We start from the raw sequence: 17,375 nt of genomic DNA on the forward strand, positions 1-17,375 counted from the left end.
GCGGATAAGGTGAGCGATCCGGTGCCCGGCCGGACCGGAGACCGGGTACCAGCAGCCGGATCGTTGACCGTGCGCCTTGGGGAGGCGCATCGCGAGGCACCCGACGGAGGATTCGAGCAACCGTGGATGCGCAAAGCCGTGGGCGGGCGGACGAGATCGACCCCGCAGACCAGTGGGTGCTCAATCCCCGCACCGGCCACTACGAGCTGCAATTGAACGACTCCGCAGCGCAAGAACGCCCCAAGGTGGCCGCCCCGCGCAGATCCTCGTCGGCGCCCGCCGGCCCCAGGACCACCTCGCCCGGTGTACCGAAGCCGCGCCGGGGCGACGCCCCGCCCGGCGGCCGCAGGGGCGGCCGCTCGCGCAAGGGCGACGGTGGCGGACGCCGCAAGAAGGCCCTGCTGATCACCAGCGGGACCCTGGCGCTGCTGCTGGTCGGCGGCGCCACGGCGGCGTACCTCTACTACGACCACCTCAACGGCAACCTCAGCGTCACCGACATCGCGGGCGCGGGCACCGGCGGCTTCAAGAAGGACCAGGCCATCAACATCCTGGTCATCGGCACCGACAAGCGCAGCGGTGCGGGCAACGAGGGCTACGGCGACAAGGACAGCGTCGGGCACGCCGACACCACGATCCTCTTCCACGTCGCCAAGGACCGCTCCAACGCCACCGCACTGTCCATCCCCCGCGACCTGATCACCAACATCCCGGACTGCCCGACGAAGCAGCCGGACGGCACCGTGAAGCAGATCCGCGGCGCGAAGGGCGTGCGCTTCAACACCAGCCTGGGCCAGGAGGGCCGTGACGCGGGCTGCACGATGCGTACGGTCAAGGACCTCACCGGCATAGAGGTCGACAACTTCATGATGGTCGACTTCAACGCGGTGAAGACCCTCAGCACCGCGGTCGGCGGCGTGCCCGTGTGCCTGGAGAAGGACGTCGACGACAAGGACTCCAGGCTCAAGCTGTCCAAGGGCGAGCACAAGCTGGAGGGCGAGCAGGCGCTGGCCTTCGTACGCACCCGGCACGCCTTCGGCAACGAGAGCGACCTGGACCGCATCAAGACCCAGCAGCAGTTCCTCGGTTCGATGATGCGCGAGATGAAATCCAAGGAGACGCTGACCAGTCCGAAGAAGTTCTTCTCGCTCGCCGAGGCGGCCACCAAGTCGCTGACGGTGGACCAGGGGCTGGGGTCCATCGACAAACTCACCGATCTCGCGGGCGAGTTGAAGGACATCGACCTCAAGAACATCACCTTCACCACCCTGCCGGTGCTCGACAACCCGGCCGAGAAGGTCAAGGCGACCGTCGTGGTCAACCAGGGGCTGGCCGAACCGCTGTTGCAGATGATCCGGGGGGACGTCTCGCTCACGGAGGTCGAGAAGAAGGAGCAGGCGGCGAAGGAGGCGGCCGACGCGGACGCGAAGGCCAAGCAGGACGCACTGCTCCAGGGCAACCGGGCGCCCGCGGGTGAGGTACGGGTGAGCGTCTACAACGGTGGCGGGCCCAAGGGCGCCGCCTCCACCACGCTGCAGTGGCTGCAGAACTCCAAGGGGATGTCCAAGGCCAGCAACCAGGGCAACGCGCCCTCGAAGGTCGACGCCACACAGCTGGAGTTCGCGCCCGACCAGGCCGACCAGGCCCGGGCGCTCGCGGACGCCCTCGGGCTGCCGGCCACCGCGCTGAAGATGGGGACGACCGACGCGGCGGCGCAGACCCCGATGAAGCTGACGCTGGGTCCGGACTTCCAGAAGGCGGGCAGCCCGCTGGCCCCGCCGGTGCCGCAGGAACTGCCGGAGGACGTCCAGCAGGCGCAGGCCGACAAGGCGATCTGCGCCAAGTAGCGGGACCTGGCCGGTCGGACCGGCGCAATGTGACCAAGAAGGACCTTGAGGGGGAGACGCGTGAGGCACAGCGGCGTGCGGGAGGAGGGGGCGAGCGCCCAGGCCGACGGGGACATACCCGTCGGCGGGGCGGGCGCGCCCGGCACGGTGCCCCCACCGAGGGGCGGCTCCAGGCCGCCCGGCGGGGCCGGCGCCCGCCCCGCCGGGCGGGGCCGCCGGCGCGCACTGCGCTGGATCTCCTGCGTCCTGTCCCTGCTCATACTCGCAACCGCGGCGGCCGGCTACCTGTACTACCGGCACCTGAACGGCAGCATCCAGACGGACGCACTGAACCTCGGTGAGAACAAACTGGGCGGTTCCAAGCCCAACGCCTTCGGGCAGACCCCGCTGAACATCCTGCTGATCGGCTCGGACGCGCGCGACGACGCGGAGAACCAGGCCCTCGGCGGGGCCACGGACACCTTCGACGGACCGCCGCTCGCGGACGTCCAGATGCTGCTGCACCTGTCCGCGGACCGCACCAACATGTCCGTGGTCTCGATGCCGCGCGACACGATGCTGATGATGCCCAAGTGCACCGAGCCGGGCGGCAAGGTGCACCCGGCCAGCAAGGGCCTCGTCCAGACCAACGAGTCGATCCAGCGCGGCGGACCGGGTTGCACGGTCGCCGCCTGGACCGAGCTGACCAAGATCCCCATCGATCACTTCATGATGATCGACTTCAAGGGCGTGGTCCGGATGGCGGACGCCATCGGCGGCGTCCCGGTCTGCGTCGAGCAGAACGTGCACTCCCGCACCCGTGACGGGAAGGGCTCCGGTCTGAAGCTGCCGAAGGGCACGAGCGTCATCCAGGGCGAGACGGCCCTGCAGTGGCTGCGCACCCGCTACGGCTTCGAGGACGGCACCGACATAGGCCGCACCCACGCCCAGCACCAGTACATGAACTCGATGGCCCGGGAGTTCCGCAAGAACGCGAAGCTCAGCAACCCGGTCAAGCTCAACAGCCTGGCCCAGGCGGCGATCGAGGCCATGGTCGTGGACACCGGCCTGAACAAGATCGACAAGTTGTTCGACCTCAGCATGGAGTTGAAGAAGGTCCCGCCGGGCCGGATCACCATGACCACCATGCCGTGGATCTACAGCACCAAGCCCGGTCTGGACGGCCGCGTCGAGCCCAAGCCGGGCGAGGCCGAGGACCTGTTCAGGATGGTCCGCGAGGACATCGCCCTCGACGGCCGGGGCTCCGGCTCCCCCTCGCCCTCCGCGACGCCCGCGGCCCCGGGCGCACCGGCCTCGTCGTCCACCCCGTCCGCCCCGTCCCAGCAGCCGAGCACGACCCCGACGGCCGCCGCCACGGCCGCGCCGCCCGCGAAGATCGCGGTCACCGTCCGCAACGCGACCGGGGGCAAGGACGGCGCCCAGCCCAAGGTGAAGGGCCGCGCCAGCGAGGTCGCCGCCCTGCTGACCGGCAAGGGCTTCACCAAGGTCGTCGCCGACACTCAAACGGGCGCCGAGGACACCTCGGTGATCCGCTTCGCCACCGACGCCCAGGCGGCCGACGCGGCCGCCGTGGCCACCGCCCTCGGCCTGCCCGCCGGCTCGATGCAGAAGTCCGACCAGGTCGCCGGGATCGTCCTGTTCGTCGGAAAGGACTGGCGGACCGGCGGCTCGCCGGCCGCGCCGCCGGCGGCCCCGACCAAGGCCCCGGACTCCGCCCACGCCCTCAACGGCGACAACGACCAGGCCTGCATGCCGATCCAGCCCGGCTTCACCTGGTAGCGGACGGGCACATCGGACACGCGCAAGGGGCCCGGCGCGGGAGCTGCGTACGATCGCAGTCCCCGCGCCGGGCCCCGTTCGCGTCTCAGGCCTGCGGGACGCCGGGCACCACGGCCGGGCGGCGGCTCGCGATGAGCTTGTCCGCCAGGGACCGCGGGCTGGTCAGGAAGCCGAAGCCCCAGCTCAGGTGCATGGTCGCCAGGGCGACGGGGATCTGCGCCCGGGCCCCCAGCGACAGCCCCCGGCCCGCCGGGACGGAGCCCGCGGCGATCGCCGCGAGGTAGCCCGCCGGGACGGCGAAGCCCAGCGGGGTGACGGTAACGCCCAGGACCACGCCCGCGGCGAGCGCGCAGACGAGGGCCGGCGGGGCCAGGTAGCGCATGTTGATGGAGCCCGAGTGGTAGCGGGCCACCACGTGCCGCCAGCGGCCGTAGTCCTTGTACTGCTTGGCCAGGGCCCTGACCGAGCGCCGAGGCCGGTACTGCACCTTCAGCTCGGGCGAGAACCAGATCAGCCCGCCGGCCTCGCGGATACGGAAGTTCAGCTCCCAGTCCTGGGCGCGGATGAACTCCTCGTTGTAGCCGCCCTGCTGTTCCAGCGCCTCGCGGCGGAAGACGCCGAGGTAGACGGTCTCGGCCGGGCCGGCCCGGCCACCGGTGTGGAAGGGGGCGTTGCCGACGCCGATCTTCGAGGTCATCGCGGCGGCGACGGCCTCCTCCCAGGCGTTCTCGCCTTCGGCGTGCATGATCCCGCCGACGTTCTGCGCACCGGTCTCCTCCAGGAGGCGGACGGCGGTGGCGATGTAGTTCGGGGAGAGCATGCCGTGGCCGTCGACGCGTACCACGATCGGGTGACGCGAGGCCTTGATGGCGGCGTTGAGGGCCGCCGGAGTCCGGCCGGTGGGATTCGGAACGGTGTGGACTCGGGGATCCTCGGCGACCAGTTCGGCGGCGATCTCGTCGGTGCGATCCGTGGACGGCCCGAGTGCGATCACCACCTCCATCTCGCCCGCATACTCCTGTTCCAGGATGTGGCGGACGGACTCGCGGAGGTAGTGCTCCTCATCGAGCACCGGCATGATCACCGAGACTGCGGGCTGCTGGGCGGGCATGTGGTCCTTCAAGGTCGGGTATCGGTGTCACGTTACCGCGTACGGGGGAACCAGGTGCGCGCCGAGCGATCGGTACGGACAGCGGCTGATCGTATGGGCCTACTGTTCTGTCGAATCAGCCGGCCGAGGCACCCGAGGGCCGGCCCGTCCTTCGACCGGTATCCCTGTGCTCCCGCGGAGGTGTCCACCGTGCCCCAGCCGCACCGTCCCACCCGTCCAGCCGGGCCGCCCCGGCCACAGCACGTGCGGCGCGGCGGCGGCGGACCGGCCCGGCACCGGGCGGGCCGGCCCCGCTGGGGGGTGCGGCTCGCGGCCGGGCTGTCGGTGGCGGTGCTGGGCTCCGGGGCCATCGGGCACGCGGTGATGACCGGTCTGGACACCGGGATCGAACGGGTGGACCCGTTCAAGGACATGAAGAACCGCCCGCAGGCCGGACACGGCATCAACTTCCTGCTGGTGGGCACCGACGGCCGGGAGAAGGTCAGCCCCGAGGAGAAGCGCGAGTACCGCCTGGGCGGGGCGCCCTGCCGCTGCACCGACACGATCATGCTGGTGCACCTGTCGGCGGACCGGGAGCGGGCGAGCGTCGTCAGCCTGCCCCGCGACAGCTACGCCGAAGTGCCCGCGCACCGCGACCTCGTCACCGGAAAGGCGCACGGACCCCACCCCGTGAGGCTGAACGCGGCATACGCGGAGGGCGGGCCCAACCTCACCGTGCGGACGGTCGAGAACATGACCCGGGTGAAGATCGACCACTATCTGGAGGTCGACTTCACCAGCTTCATGAAGACGGTCGACGCGATGGGCGGCGTGGAGATCTGCACCGCCAAGACCATGCGCGACCCGAACACCGGCCTCGACCTGCTGCCCGGCACCCACCGGCTGACCGGCGGGCAGGCCCTGCAGTACGTGCGCTCGCGCCACGTCGACGGCGCCTCCGACCTCGGCCGGATGCAGCGCCAGCAGCGGTTCGTCGCCGCCCTGATCAAGCAGGCGACCGGCGGCGGGGTGCTGCTGAACCCGGTCAAGTTCAAGGAGCTCAGCTCCACCCTGCTCGGCTCGGTCCGCGCCGACCGGGGCTTCGGCTCGGAGCAGCTGCTGGCGCTCGGGCAGGCGATGCGGGACTTCACCCCCTCCTCCTCCGAGTTCGCCTCGGTGCCCGTCGGAAATCCCTCGTTCCGCGTCAAGGGCATCGGCTCCACCGTGAAGTGGGACGAGCCGAAGGCGGCCAAGCTCTTCGAGGCGCTGCGCGAGGACCGGCCGTTGGCCCCGGCCCGGCCCGGGAAGGCCGCCGCCGGCCGGCCCGCCGCCGTGCCGGTGGACGTGCCCCCCGCGCAGGTCCGGGTCCAGGTGGAGAACGGGACGCGGATCGACGGGCTGGGCGGGCGCGTCGACTCCGCGCTGCGCGCCACCGGCTTCGACACCACGCGGGCCCCGGGCAACGGCGCGAGCCGGGACGTCAAGCGCACGGTGATCACCTACGACCCGCGCTGGGACCGCTCGGCGCGGTCGGTGGCGACCGCGCTGCCGGGCAGTGAACTGCGGGCGGTCGCGGGGCAGGGCCGGACGGTCACGGTGATCGCGGGCGCCGACTACCGCAGGGTGGTGCCGGTGCGCGCGGAGGACCCGTACCAGGGCGCCTTCGGGGTCGTCAGCGGTGATCAGGTGGTCTGCGGAAGCTGAGGGGGCTGAGGGAGCTGAGGGGCCCGTACGGCGGCGGCACGGCGGCGGCCGCACGGGCCTGCCGCGGGCCGTCTCAGTCGTCGAATCCCTGGGCGGCGCGCTCCTCGCGCAGGGCCATGATGGCCTGGCGGCGGGCGAGCCGGTGGGTGCGGCGGATCTGGGCCTCCTGGTAGCGCCGCTCGTCCTGCTCCGTCTCCGGGAGCACCGGCGGGACCCGGCGGGGCTTGCCCTCGGAGTCGACCGCGGTGAAGACGAGGTAGGCGCTGCCGACCTGGGTGGCGGGGGTGGACTCGTTCCACCGCTCGGCGAGGACGCGTACGCCGATCTCCATGGAGGAGCGGCCGGTCCAGTTGCACTGGGCCTTCACGTGGACGAGGTCGCCCACGCGCACGGGAGCGAGGAAGGCCATCTCGTCCATGGAGGCGGTGACCGCCGCACCACCGGAGTGACGGCCCGCCACGGCGCCGGCGGCGTCGTCGACCAGCTTCATGATGACGCCACCGTGCACCGTGCCCAGGAGGTTGGTGTCGTTGGCGGTCATGATGTGGCTGAGGGTCGTCCGGGAGGCAGCGGTCGGCTTCCCGGGCAGCTCGCCCGGTATCTGTGTCATACGGACACCTTAGATGGGACACGCGGGCATCAGCTCTGCAACAGCACCGGTACGGATCCTCCCCCGGGCTGTCGAAGGCGCCGCCCCGGCAGGCATTCTTGGGCGCATGAATGACTGGCCAGAAGGTCGTGACGACGCCTACGGACGCGGCAGCGCGCGTCCGCAGCCCGAAGGTGTGCAGCGGATGCGGCACATCCAGCGGCAACCCCAGCAGCCGCCGCGGCCCGCGCAGCCCCCGCGGCCGCAGCGTCCGGCGGGGCCGCTGCCCACGCCCGGTGTCCCTCCGCAGCAGGTGGGCGGCCACGACACGTACGGCGGTTACGACAGCGGCTACAACACCGGCCAGGTCTACGGCTCGCCCTCCGGCGGCGCTCCCGGCCGCCCGCCCGGCCCCGGCGGACCGTCGGGGCCGGGCGGCCCCGGGGGACGGCCCGGCCCCGCGCCGGACTGGCGCAAGCGCATCAAGGTCGGCTCGATCGTGCTGGTCTCCGCGCTCCTCGTGACGTCCGTCTCCACCTACTTCTGGGCCGACTCCAAGGTGCGCCGCGAGGTCGACCTCTCCAAGGTCATCGAGCGGCCGAAGGAGGGCGACTGCACGACGTACCTGATCGTGGGCTCGGACAGCCGTGAGGGCATGTCCGACGAGGAGAAGAAGAAGCTCCACACGGGCTCGGCCGAGGGCAAGCGGACCGACTCCATGATGATCCTGGCGAAGTGCTCCAGCGGGAACACCATGATCTCGCTGCCGCGCGACTCGGACGTGGAGATCCCCTCCTTCGTCGGCTCCCAGTCCGGCAAGAAGTTCCCCGCGCAGGGGCGGCGCGTCAAGCTGAACGCGGCGTACGCGGAGGACGGTCCCGAGCTGCTGGTGCGGACGGTCGAGCACAACACGGGCCTGCGCATCGACCACTACGCGGAGATCGGCTTCGCCGGCTTCGCGAACATCGTGGACGCGCTGGGCGGTGTGGAGCTCGACATCGAGAAGGGCTTCAAGGACGAGAAGTCCGGCGCCGACTTCCAGGCGGGCCGGCAGACGCTGAACGGCGAGCAGTCGCTGGCCTTCGTCCGTACCCGCTACGCCTTCGCCGAGTCCGACCTCCAGCGGACCAAGAACCAGCAGAAGTTCCTGGCGGCGCTCGCCGGCCAGGCCGCGACCCCCTCGACGATCCTGAACCCGTTCACGCTCTACCCGGTGCTGGGTGCGGGCCTGGACACGCTCATCGTCGACAAGGACATGGGCCTGTACGACATGGGCCAGATGTTCTTCGCGATGAAGGGCGTCAACGGTGGTGACGGTGTGTCGATGAACATCCCGATCTCCGGCCAGCGCGGCGGCAACCTCGTCTGGGACAAGGCGAAGGTGCAGCAGTTGGTGAAGCAGATCCAGAACGACGAGAAGGTCACCGTCCGCGGCAACTGACCGCGGGAGGGGTGCCGCCCCGCCTCCCCGGACCGGGAATCAGGCGTCCGGGGAGAAGCGGATGGCGGCGGCGGGCAGCTCGGCCTCGCACCACACCCGGGCGCCCGCGCGCAGTTCGTTGTCGGCGCCCACGACGGCGCCGTCACCGACGACGGTGCCGTCGAGCACGGTCCGCGCGCCCACGCGGGCGCGGGCGCCGATCAGGCTGGCGTTCACCTGCGCGTCCGGGCCGATGACGGCGTCGTCGAGCACGATGGAGCCCTGGACGACCGCCCCGGCCTCGATCCGGGCGCCGGCGCCGACGACGGTGCCGCCCGACAGCTTGGCTCCGGCGGCGACCTGTGCGCCGGGCAGGACCAGGGACTCGCCGCGGCGGCCCGGCACGGCCGGGGAGGGGACGACTCCGCGGACGAGGTCGGCGGAGGCCTGGATGATGGACTCGGGCTTGCCGAGGTCCATCCAGTAGGTGTTCTCGGTGACCCCGTGGAGCGTGGCCCCGGAGGCGAGCAGGCCGGGGAAGGTCTCGCGCTCGACGGAGACCGGACGGCCGGCCGGGATGGAGTCGATGACGCTGCGGCGGAAGACGTAGCAGCCGGCGTTGATCTGGTCGGTGATGATCTCTTCGGGCGTCTGCGGCTTCTCGGTGAAGGCGAGCACCCGTCCGTCGGGGTCGGTGGGGACGAGACCGAAGGCGCGCGGGTCCTCGACCCGGACCAGGTGCAGGGAGACGTCGGCGTCGGCCGTCTCGTGCGCGTCCACCAGGCCGCGGATGTCCAGGCCGGTGAGGATGTCGCCGTTGAAGACGAGGACGGAGGAGTCGGGGCCGCCGGTCAGCCGCTGCCCGGCGTTGCGGATGGCGCCGCCGGTCCCCAGGGGCTCGTCCTCCACCACGTATTCGAGGCTGAGGCCGAAGTCGGAACCGTCCCCGAAGTAGGGCTCGAAGACCTCGGCGAGGTAGCAGGTGGCCATGACGATGTGCGTGACGCCGGCGGCGGCGGCCCTGGCTATCTGGTGGGCGAGGAACGGGACGCCTGCCGTGGGGACCATGGGCTTGGGCGTGTTCACCGTCACGGGGCGCAGCCGTGTCCCCTGTCCGCCGACCAGCAGGATCGCTTCCGTCATTGCGTTCTCCCCAACCGATTCCGGCGTACGAAGGTCCAAATTTAGCCCATCCGGGGGCGCCCGGAAGCCGGTGCCGGATGTGTCGGCGGGCGCGCGCCGCGAGCGGGGCCCGTACCGGGACGACCCCCGGCCGTGGCCGGGGGTCGTCCTGGTACGCGCAGGTCGCAGGCTTGCGGCTACGGCAGGTTGCGGGCCATGACGATCCGCTGAACCTGATTCGTGCCTTCATAAATCTGCGTGATCTTGGCGTCGCGCATCATGCGCTCCACCGGGTAGTCACGGGTGTAGCCGTAACCGCCGAGGAGCTGGACGGCGTCCGTGGTGACCTCCATGGCCACGTCGGAGGCGAAGCACTTGGCCGCGGCGCCGAAGAACGTCAGGTCGCCGTCGACGCGCTCGGACTTGGCGGCGGCAGAGTACGTGAGCTGGCGGGCGGCCTCGATCTTCATGGCCATGTCCGCGAGCATGAACTGCACGCCCTGGAAGTCGCCGATCGGCTTGCCGAACTGCTTGCGCTCCTGGACGTAGCCCTTGGCGTAGTCCAGGGCGCCCTGTGCGATGCCGAGGGCCTGGGCGGCGATCGTGATGCGGGTGTGGTCGAGGGTCTTCATCGCGGTGGCGAAGCCGGTGCCCTCGGCGCCGATCATGCGGTCGGCGGGGATCCGGACGTTGTCGAGGTAGACCTCGCGCGTCGGGGAGCCCTTGATGCCGAGCTTCTTCTCCGGCGCGCCGAAGGACACGCCCTCGTCGCCCTTCTCGACGACGAAGGCGCTGATGCCCTTCGAGCGCTTCTCCGGGTCGGTGACGGCCATGACCGTGTAGTACTCGGAGACGCCCGCGTTGGTGATCCAGCGCTTGACGCCGTTGAGCACCCAGAAGTCCCCGTCGCGCACGGCGCGGGTCTTCATGCCGGCGGCGTCGGAGCCCGCGTCCGGCTCGGAGAGCGCGTAGGAGAACATCGCGTCGCCCTTGGCCAGCGGGCCGAGGTACTTGGCCTTGAGCTCCTCGGAGCCGGAGAGGATCACCGGGAGGGAGCCGAGCTTGTTCACGGCCGGGATGAGGGAGGAGGAGGCGCAGACGCGGGCCACTTCCTCGATCACGATGACGGTGGCCAGGGCGTCGGCGCCCGCACCGCCGTAGGTCTCGGGCACGTGGACGGCGTGCAGGTCGTTGGCGACCAGCGCGTCGAGGGCCTCCTGCGGGAAGCGGGACTCCTCGTCGACGGCTGCTGCGAACGGCAGGATCTTCGCCTCGGCGAGCGAGCGGACCGACTCGCGGAGCATGTCGTGCTCCTCGGCCGGGCGGTACAGGTCGAAGTCGGCAGAACCCGCCAAGATCTCTCACTCCCCAGTGACACGCGATACGTGATGCTAACTACCGTTAAGTAACCCAAGCTTAGTGTCCCGGTCACGGATGGCGATATGGACGGGCCACGTGAGCTGCGTGACAGAGACGGTGCTCCTGGGACGGTCCCAGCCTGCGGGCCCGACTATGCTCAGTGGCCGCAAACGGCCCCGCACCTCTGGAGCACCCATGGCCCCCCTCAGAATCACTGTGATCGGCACCGGCTACCTCGGCGCGACCCACGCCGCGGCGATGGCGGAGCTGGGCTTCGAGGTGCTGGGGCTGGACGTGGTGCCGGAGAAGATCAAAACGCTGGCCGCGGGCCGGGTGCCGATGTACGAGCCCGGACTGGAGGAACTGCTGGCCAAGCACGTGGCCGGGCTGCCGGGCTCGACCGGGCGGCTGCGCTTCACCACCTCCTACGAGGAGGTCGGCGCCTTCGGCGACGTCCACTTCGTCTGCGTGAACACCCCGCAGAAGTACGGCGAGTACGCCTGCGACATGTCCTTCGTCGACTCCGCGATGACCTCGCTGGCCCCGCACCTGACCCGCCCGGTGCTGGTCGTCGGCAAGTCCACGGTGCCGGTCGGTTCGGCACGGCGGCTGGCGCGGCTGCTGGCGGATCTCGCCCCCGCGGGCGAGGACGTGGAGCTGGCCTGGAACCCCGAGTTCCTGCGCGAGGGCTTCGCCGTCCAGGACACCCTGCACCCCGACCGGATCGTGATCGGCGTGCAGGGCGAGCGCGGCGAGAAGATACTGCGCGAGGTCTACGAGACGCCGCTGTCCGAGGGCAGCCCGCTCGTCGTCACCGACTTCCCGACCGCGGAGCTGGTGAAGACCGCGGCCAACTCCTTCCTCGCCACCAAGATCTCCTTCATCAACGCCATGGCGGAGGTCTGCGAGGCCGCCGACGGCGACGTGGCCAAGCTGGCCGAGGCCATCGGCCACGACGAGCGGATCGGCGCGAAGTTCCTGCGGGCCGGCATCGGCTTCGGCGGCGGCTGCCTGCCCAAGGACATCCGTGCCTTCATGGCGCGCGCCGGCGAGCTGGGCGCCGACCAGGCCCTGACCTTCCTGCGCGAGGTCGACTCGATCAACATGCGGCGGCGCGTGCACATGGTCGAGCTCGCCCGCGAGGCCGTGGGCGGGTCCTTCCTCGGCAAGCGGGTCGCCGTGCTCGGCGCCACCTTCAAGCCGGACTCGGACGACGTGCGGGACTCGCCCGCGCTGAACGTGGCGGGCCAGATACACCTTCAGGGCGGACAGGTCACCGTCTACGACCCCAAGGGCATGGAGAACGCCCGGCGGGTCTTCCCGACCCTCGGGTACGCGGACTCCGCCGTCGCGGCGGCCCGGGGCGCGGAGGTGGTCCTCCACCTCACCGAGTGGCGCGAGTTCCGCGACCTCGACCCGGTCGAGCTCGCCTCCGTCGTCACCGACCGGCTCGTGCTGGACGGCCGCAACGCGCTGGACCCGGTGCGGTGGCGTGCCGCTGGCTGGACGTACCGGGCGATGGGGCGGCCCCTGGCCTGACCCCTGCGGGGTTGCCCGGCAGAGGGGACGAACCCGGGGCTCCGCCCCGGACCCGGCGCCCCGAACGCCGGCGGGGCCGGAAGGGGCGGCGCGGCTAGGCCGGAGCGGCGGGGTTCGGGCGGCGGCGGGCGGTGAATTCGGTGTCGCGGATCACGCGGAGGGCGTTGCCCCAGGTCAGGAGGGCCAGGTCGGACTCCGGCCAGCCGCGGTCGAGGAGTTCCGCGATCAGCCGCGGGTAGCCCGAGGGGTCGGTGAGGCCCGTCGGGCGGGGGCCCGGCGGTTCGGTGCCGAAGGTCGCTCCGAGTCCGACGCAGTCCGGGCCGGCGATGGCCCGTACGTGGTCGAGGTGGTCCGCCACCGCGTGCAGGGAGTCCCCGGTGCGCGCGGTGTCGAAGGTGACCATCGCCAGGCCCTTCGCCTCGCGCAGCAGGGCGAGCACCTCGTCGGTCGCGTTCCCCGGATGCGGGTTCAGCGCGGCGGCCCCCGTGTTCGAGATGATCACCGGGGCCTTGGAGGCCCCCACGAGCCGGCGGGCGACCTCCGGTTCGCAGCCCGTGAGGTCCAGCAGGATCGCCAGCCGGTTCGCCTCCTGCACCACCTCGTGGCCGAAGGCCGTCAGCGTCTCCTGCGCCCAGGGCGCTCCCGCGGGCGCGAGGATCCGTACGCCCAGCGCGTGGAAGGCGCGCAGCGCGCCCAGGGAGTCCGTCAGCGTCCGGCCCGGGACGGGCCCGAGGAACGAGGCGATCCGGCCGCGGTTGCGGGCGTCCGCCATGTCGTCGGCGCTGAGTGCGAGGCGGAGGCTGTCGGGGTAGCGCCGCATCAGGGTCAGGGCCGCGTCGATCTGCTCCAGGGTGTCGGAGACGACCCGGTCGCCGGCCGCGCCCTCGCCCGGCCCGCCCTGCGGCGGCACGAGCAGGGACCAGAACTGTGCCCCCACTCCCCCAGCGCGCAGGCGCGGGATGTCGGTGTCGACGCCCGCGTCGGGGGTTTCGATGTCGTGGTACGGGCTCTGGCGCAGGGTCCAGACCAGCGTGTTGCACCCGTCGGCGACGGGGTGGACGGACAGCAGCGCGGCGGCCCGTTCGAGGGCGCTCGCCTGCGTCCCGGGTCCGGCGGGGGCCGTGAGGTGCTCGGCCCCGATGCCCACGGAGTGGGGTTCGTCCTGCAGGTCGGCCATGGCGTTCGCTCCGGTCTCGGCGGCAGCAGGGAGAGGTGCTGCCACCGTGACACGCGGGGTTGCGCGGCCGCCCGGCGGGTGTGGCGTTCGAGTGAACCGCAGGTCACAGCACTGGCTAGGTCCGCCGGCCCCCCTGGAGCACCGCGTTCGACGGGCCCCGGGTCGCCGACACCTCGCGCGCGACCGCTTCCGCGTCGCGCAGCGCGCGGACCGCGTTGGACCAGGTCAGCTTGGCCAGGTCGGCCCTGGACCAGCCGCGCGCCAGGAGCTCCGCGACGAGGTTCGGGTAGCCCGCGACGTCGTCCAGGCCGGACGGGGTGAAGGCCGTGCCGTCGTAGTCCCCGCCGATGCCGATGTGGTCGATCCCGGCCACCTCACGCATGTGGTCCAGGTGGTCGGCCACCGTGGCGGCGGTGGCCACCGGCCGCGGCCGTTCCGCCTCGAACGCCCGGTGCAGGGCCATCGCCTCGGGGGTGGTGTCGAGGTGGTGGAAACCGTGCGTCCGCAGGTTCTCGTCCGCGGCCAGGGTCCATTCGACCGCCGCCGGGAGGATGAACTTCGGGACGAAGGTGGCCATCGCCACCCCGCCGTTGGCCGGCAGCAGCGCCAGCACGTCGTCGGGGATGTTGCGCGGGTGGTCGCAGACCGCGCGCGCCGAGGAGTGCGAGAAGACCACCGGGGCGACCGAGACGGCGAGGGCGTCCCGCATCGTCGTCGCGGCGACGTGGCTGAGGTCCACCAGCATGCCGACGCGGTTCATCTCCCGGACGACCTCGCGGCCGAAATCGGTCAGGCCGCCGTGCCGGGGCTCGTCGGTCGCCGAGTCCGCCCAGTCGATGGTGTCGTTGTGCGTGAGCGTCATGTACCGCACGCCCAGCAGGTGCAGGGCGCGCAGCGTGGCGAGCGAGTTGTTGATGGAGTGGCCGCCCTCGGCGCCCATCAGCGAGGCGATCCGGCCGTCGGCGCGGGCCTGCTCCATGTCGTCCGCCGTCAGCGCCCGCACGAGGTCGCCGGGGTAACGGTCGATCAGCTGGGCGACGGCGTCGATCTGCTCCAGGGTGGCGCTGACCGCCTCGTCGCCCGCGTAGTCGGACCGCACGTACACCGACCAGAACTGCGCGCCGACACCCCCGGCGCGCAGCCGGGGGATGTCGGTGTGCAGGTGTGCGGACTGGTCGCCCGCGAGGTCTCGCTGCGCGAGGTCGTAGCGCACCTGCTGGCGCAGCGCCCAGGGCAGGTCGTTGTGACCGTCCACGACGGGGTGCTCGGCCAGCAGCTCGCGCGCCTCCGCCAGACGCTGCGCCGCGCTCACTTGCCGAACCCGAAGGACTCCGCGTTCGCGACCTTGGTGCGCAGCCGCTTGCCCTTCTCGGTGGCCTGGTCGTTCAGCTCCTGCTGGAAGTCGCGCATCCGGGCCAGCAGCTCCGTGTCGTGGGCGGCCAGCATCCGTACGGCCAGCAGGCCGGCGTTGCGGGCGCCGGCGACCGAGACGGTGGCGACGGGGACCCCGGCCGGCATCTGGACGATCGACAGCAGGGAGTCCATGCCGTCGAGGTGCTTGAGCGGCACGGGGACGCCGATGACCGGCAGCGGGGTGACCGAGGCGAGCATGCCGGGCAGGTGGGCGGCTCCGCCCGCGCCCGCGATGATCGCCTTCAGGCCGCGTCCGGCGGCCTGCTCCCCGTACTCGATCATCTCGCGCGGCATCCGGTGCGCGGAGACGACGTCGACCTCGTAGGGGATCTCGAACTCGTCGAGGGCCTGGGCGGCGGCCTCCATCACGGGCCAGTCCGAGTCGGACCCCATGACGATGCCGATGACCGGACCTGCGGCGGTGGTGCTCATTGCGTGACCGTTCCTCTGAGGTAGTCGGCAGCGTGGCGTGCGCGCTCCAGCACATCGTCCAGGTCGTCGCCGTAGGTGTTGACGTGGCCGACCTTGCGACCGTGTTTCACGTCCTTGCCGTACATGTGGATCTTGAGCTGGGGGTCGTGGGCCATGCAGTGCAGGTAGGCCGCGTACATGTCGGGGTAGTCCCCGCCGAGCACGTTCGCCATGACGGTCCACCGGGCGCGGGGGCGCGGGTCGCCCAGCGGGAGGTCCAGGACCGCGCGCACGTGGTTGGCGAACTGGGAGGTCACGGCCCCGTCCTGGGTCCAGTGACCGCTGTTGTGCGGACGCATCGCCAGTTCGTTGACCAGGATGCGGCCGTCGGTGGTCTCGAACAGTTCCACGGCCAGGTGGCCGGTCACGCCGAGTTCCCGCGCGATGCGCAGGGCGAGGGCCTGGGCCTCGCCCGCGAGCTCCTCGGGGAGGTCCGGGGCGGGAGCGATCACCGTGTCGCAGACCCCGTCCACCTGGCGGGACTCCACGACGGGGTAGGCGACCGCCTGCCCGTGCGGGGAGCGGACGATGTTCGCCGCGAGTTCGCGGACGAAGTCCACCTTCTCCTCGGCGAGGACCGGGACGCCCGCTTTGAACGGGGCCTCGGCGTCCTTGGGGGTGCGGACGAACCACACCCCCTTGCCGTCGTAGCCGCCGCGCACGGTCTTGAGGATGACGGGGAAACCGCCGACCTCGTCCGCGAAGGCGGCCACGTCGTCCGGATCGCTCACGATCCGGTGGCGGGGGCTGGGCGCGCCGATCTCGTCGAGCTTGGCGCGCATCACCCCCTTGTCCTGGGCGTGTACCAAAGCGTCGGGCCCCGGGCGGACGGGGATGCCGTCCGCTTCCAGGGCCCGCAGGTGCTCCGTGGGTACATGCTCGTGGTCGAAGGTGATCACGTCACAGCCGCGTGCGAACGCACGCAACGTCTCCAGGTCGCGATAGTCGCCGATGACGACGTCGCTCACGACCTGGGCCGCCGAGTCCTGTGGTGTGTCACTGAGGAGCTTGAATCTGATGCCGAGGGGGATGCCCGCCTCGTGGGTCATGCGGGCGAGCTGACCGCCGCCGACCATGCCGACTACCGGGAACGTCACTCCTCCAGGGTATCCGCCGGTATTCCGCCATCCGGACCTGACCCCGTGGGGTGTCCTGGCGCGATCCCCTCGTGTGCCGTGCGTCGCAGGGTGCCGGAAGGCACAGACGCAGCGCAGGGGGGAGACTTAGCATGGGTGGGTTGACGGAGAACGCCGGACGCCCCGAGGGGGCGGTGACACCGACAGGGACTGGCCTACTGATGAGCACGCAGGGCGGATCGGTCCTCGAACGCGTACGCGGCCTCCTGAGGGAGGTCGCCAGGTTCGGGGCGGTCGGTGGCCTGGGTGTCCTGGTCAACCTGGGTGTCTTCAACCTGATCCGGCACACCACCGATCTCCAGGTGGTCCGTGCGAGTGTGATAGCCACCGTCGTGGCCATCGCCACGAACTACCTCGGCTTCCGCTACTACGCCTACCGGGACCGCGCCCAGAGCGGCCGCACCCGCGAGATGGCCCTCTTCGCCGGCTTCAGCGCGATCGGCCTGGTCATCGAGAACGGTGTGCTCTACACGGCCACCTACGGCTTCGGCTGGGACGGTCCGCTCGCCAGCAACGTCTTCAAGTTCATCGGCATCGGCACGGCCACCGTCTTCCGCTTCTGGTCGTACCGGACCTGGGTGTTCAAGGCCCTGCCGCCGGTCGCCCCGCCCGTCGGCGCCGCCACCGCCACCGAGCCCTTGCCGGACCCGGCTCCCGTGCCCCGGCCGGAACGCCGGCCCGAACCCCTGCCGGAGCCGGAGCCCGCGAACAGCTAGGACGGCTACGACG

The 17,375-nt window shown here is 71.5% G+C and carries 14 protein-coding genes; 6 read left to right on the plus strand and 8 right to left on the minus strand.

Annotation, left to right across the window (positions count from 1 at the left end; all coding sequences use genetic code 11):
- Window positions 1–122: 122 nt before the first annotated feature.
- Window positions 123–1,847, plus strand: a complete 1,725-nt coding sequence (locus ACIPXC_RS07935; RefSeq protein WP_401614632.1) for an LCP family protein — start codon at window positions 123–125, stop codon at window positions 1,845–1,847.
- A gap of 60 nt (window positions 1,848–1,907) precedes the next feature.
- Window positions 1,908–3,626: an LCP family protein gene (locus ACIPXC_RS07940; RefSeq protein ID WP_401614635.1), complete on the plus strand. Its 1,719-nt coding sequence runs from the start codon at window positions 1,908–1,910 to the stop codon at window positions 3,624–3,626.
- 85 nt (window positions 3,627–3,711) lie between these two features.
- On the opposite strand, the gene ACIPXC_RS07945 is transcribed toward ACIPXC_RS07940, so the two are convergent.
- Complete coding sequence (locus ACIPXC_RS07945; RefSeq protein WP_401614637.1) at window positions 3,712–4,737, minus strand: glycosyltransferase family 2 protein; 1,026 nt, start codon at window positions 4,735–4,737, stop codon at window positions 3,712–3,714.
- Between the two features lie 300 nt (window positions 4,738–5,037).
- Between ACIPXC_RS07945 and ACIPXC_RS07950 the strand changes: the two genes are divergently transcribed.
- Window positions 5,038–6,420, plus strand: coding sequence for an LCP family protein (locus ACIPXC_RS07950; RefSeq protein WP_401614960.1), 1,383 nt, complete (start codon window positions 5,038–5,040; stop codon window positions 6,418–6,420).
- Window positions 6,421–6,493: 73 nt separating this feature from the next.
- On the opposite strand, the gene ACIPXC_RS07955 is transcribed toward ACIPXC_RS07950, so the two are convergent.
- On the minus strand, window positions 6,494–7,030 hold the full coding sequence (locus ACIPXC_RS07955; protein ID WP_359125942.1) for an acyl-CoA thioesterase: 537 nt from the start codon (window positions 7,028–7,030) through the stop codon (window positions 6,494–6,496).
- A 106-nt stretch (window positions 7,031–7,136) separates the two neighbouring features.
- Between ACIPXC_RS07955 and ACIPXC_RS07960 the strand changes: the two genes are divergently transcribed.
- A complete protein-coding gene (locus ACIPXC_RS07960) occupies window positions 7,137–8,450 on the plus strand; it encodes an LCP family protein (RefSeq protein WP_401614640.1) in 1,314 nt (437 codons plus the stop codon).
- A 39-nt stretch (window positions 8,451–8,489) separates the two neighbouring features.
- Here the strand turns inward: ACIPXC_RS07960 and ACIPXC_RS07965 are convergent, their stop codons facing one another.
- Together ACIPXC_RS07965 and ACIPXC_RS07970 are read right to left on the minus strand one after the other, a co-directional pair.
- Entirely contained in the window at window positions 8,490–9,572 is a 1,083-nt protein-coding gene (locus ACIPXC_RS07965; protein ID WP_401614642.1) for a sugar phosphate nucleotidyltransferase, read from the minus strand.
- A 176-nt stretch (window positions 9,573–9,748) separates the two neighbouring features.
- Entirely contained in the window at window positions 9,749–10,906 is a 1,158-nt protein-coding gene (locus ACIPXC_RS07970) for an acyl-CoA dehydrogenase family protein (protein ID WP_030659849.1), read from the minus strand.
- A gap of 199 nt (window positions 10,907–11,105) precedes the next feature.
- On the opposite strand from ACIPXC_RS07970, the gene ACIPXC_RS07975 reads away from it, so the two are divergent.
- Window positions 11,106–12,449, plus strand: a complete 1,344-nt coding sequence (locus tag ACIPXC_RS07975; RefSeq protein ID WP_401614644.1) for a UDP-glucose dehydrogenase family protein — start codon at window positions 11,106–11,108, stop codon at window positions 12,447–12,449.
- Window positions 12,450–12,543: 94 nt separating this feature from the next.
- Here the strand turns inward: ACIPXC_RS07975 and ACIPXC_RS07980 are convergent, their stop codons facing one another.
- The 4 genes from ACIPXC_RS07980 to ACIPXC_RS07995 all read right to left on the minus strand — a co-directional run bounded on the left by ACIPXC_RS07980 (window position 12,544) and on the right by ACIPXC_RS07995 (window position 16,607).
- On the minus strand, window positions 12,544–13,626 hold the full coding sequence (locus tag ACIPXC_RS07980) for a membrane dipeptidase (protein ID WP_401614646.1): 1,083 nt from the start codon (window positions 13,624–13,626) through the stop codon (window positions 12,544–12,546).
- Window positions 13,627–13,741: 115 nt separating this feature from the next.
- Window positions 13,742–14,938, minus strand: coding sequence for a dipeptidase (locus tag ACIPXC_RS07985; RefSeq protein WP_401614648.1), 1,197 nt, complete (start codon window positions 14,936–14,938; stop codon window positions 13,742–13,744).
- Window positions 14,935–15,471, minus strand: coding sequence for a 5-(carboxyamino)imidazole ribonucleotide mutase (gene purE, locus ACIPXC_RS07990; RefSeq protein WP_401614650.1), 537 nt, complete (start codon window positions 15,469–15,471; stop codon window positions 14,935–14,937). Before purE ends, ACIPXC_RS07985 begins: the two co-directional genes overlap by 4 nt.
- Window positions 15,468–16,607 carry a 5-(carboxyamino)imidazole ribonucleotide synthase gene (locus ACIPXC_RS07995; RefSeq protein ID WP_401614652.1) on the minus strand — a complete coding sequence of 380 codons (1,140 nt, stop codon included), beginning with the start codon at window positions 16,605–16,607 and terminating at the stop codon, window positions 15,468–15,470. The genes purE and ACIPXC_RS07995 overlap by 4 nt, the downstream gene beginning before the upstream one ends.
- A 200-nt stretch (window positions 16,608–16,807) precedes the next feature.
- Between ACIPXC_RS07995 and ACIPXC_RS08000 the strand changes: the two genes are divergently transcribed.
- Entirely contained in the window at window positions 16,808–17,362 is a 555-nt protein-coding gene (locus ACIPXC_RS08000) for a GtrA family protein (protein ID WP_401614654.1), read from the plus strand.
- Window positions 17,363–17,375 lie beyond the last annotated feature (13 nt).

It is taken from the genome of Streptomyces sp. NPDC090021, from assembly GCF_044748225.1.
Lineage (GTDB): Bacteria > Actinomycetota > Actinomycetes > Streptomycetales > Streptomycetaceae > Streptomyces.

Coding starts and splice junctions, on each gene's coding strand:
- ACIPXC_RS07945 (WP_401614637.1), bottom strand. CDS start 4,737: ATGCCCGCCCAGCAGCCCGCAGTCTCGGTGATCATGCCGGTGCTCGAT.
- ACIPXC_RS07955 (WP_359125942.1), bottom strand. CDS start 7,030: ATGACACAGATACCGGGCGAGCTGCCCGGGAAGCCGACCGCTGCCTCC.
- ACIPXC_RS07960 (WP_401614640.1), top strand. CDS start 7,137: ATGAATGACTGGCCAGAAGGTCGTGACGACGCCTACGGACGCGGCAGC.
- ACIPXC_RS07965 (WP_401614642.1), bottom strand. CDS start 9,572: ATGACGGAAGCGATCCTGCTGGTCGGCGGACAGGGGACACGGCTGCGC.
- ACIPXC_RS07975 (WP_401614644.1), top strand. CDS start 11,106: ATGGCCCCCCTCAGAATCACTGTGATCGGCACCGGCTACCTCGGCGCG.
- ACIPXC_RS07980 (WP_401614646.1), bottom strand. CDS start 13,626: ATGGCCGACCTGCAGGACGAACCCCACTCCGTGGGCATCGGGGCCGAG.
- purE (WP_401614650.1), bottom strand. CDS start 15,471: ATGAGCACCACCGCCGCAGGTCCGGTCATCGGCATCGTCATGGGGTCC.
- ACIPXC_RS08000 (WP_401614654.1), top strand. CDS start 16,808: ATGAGCACGCAGGGCGGATCGGTCCTCGAACGCGTACGCGGCCTCCTG.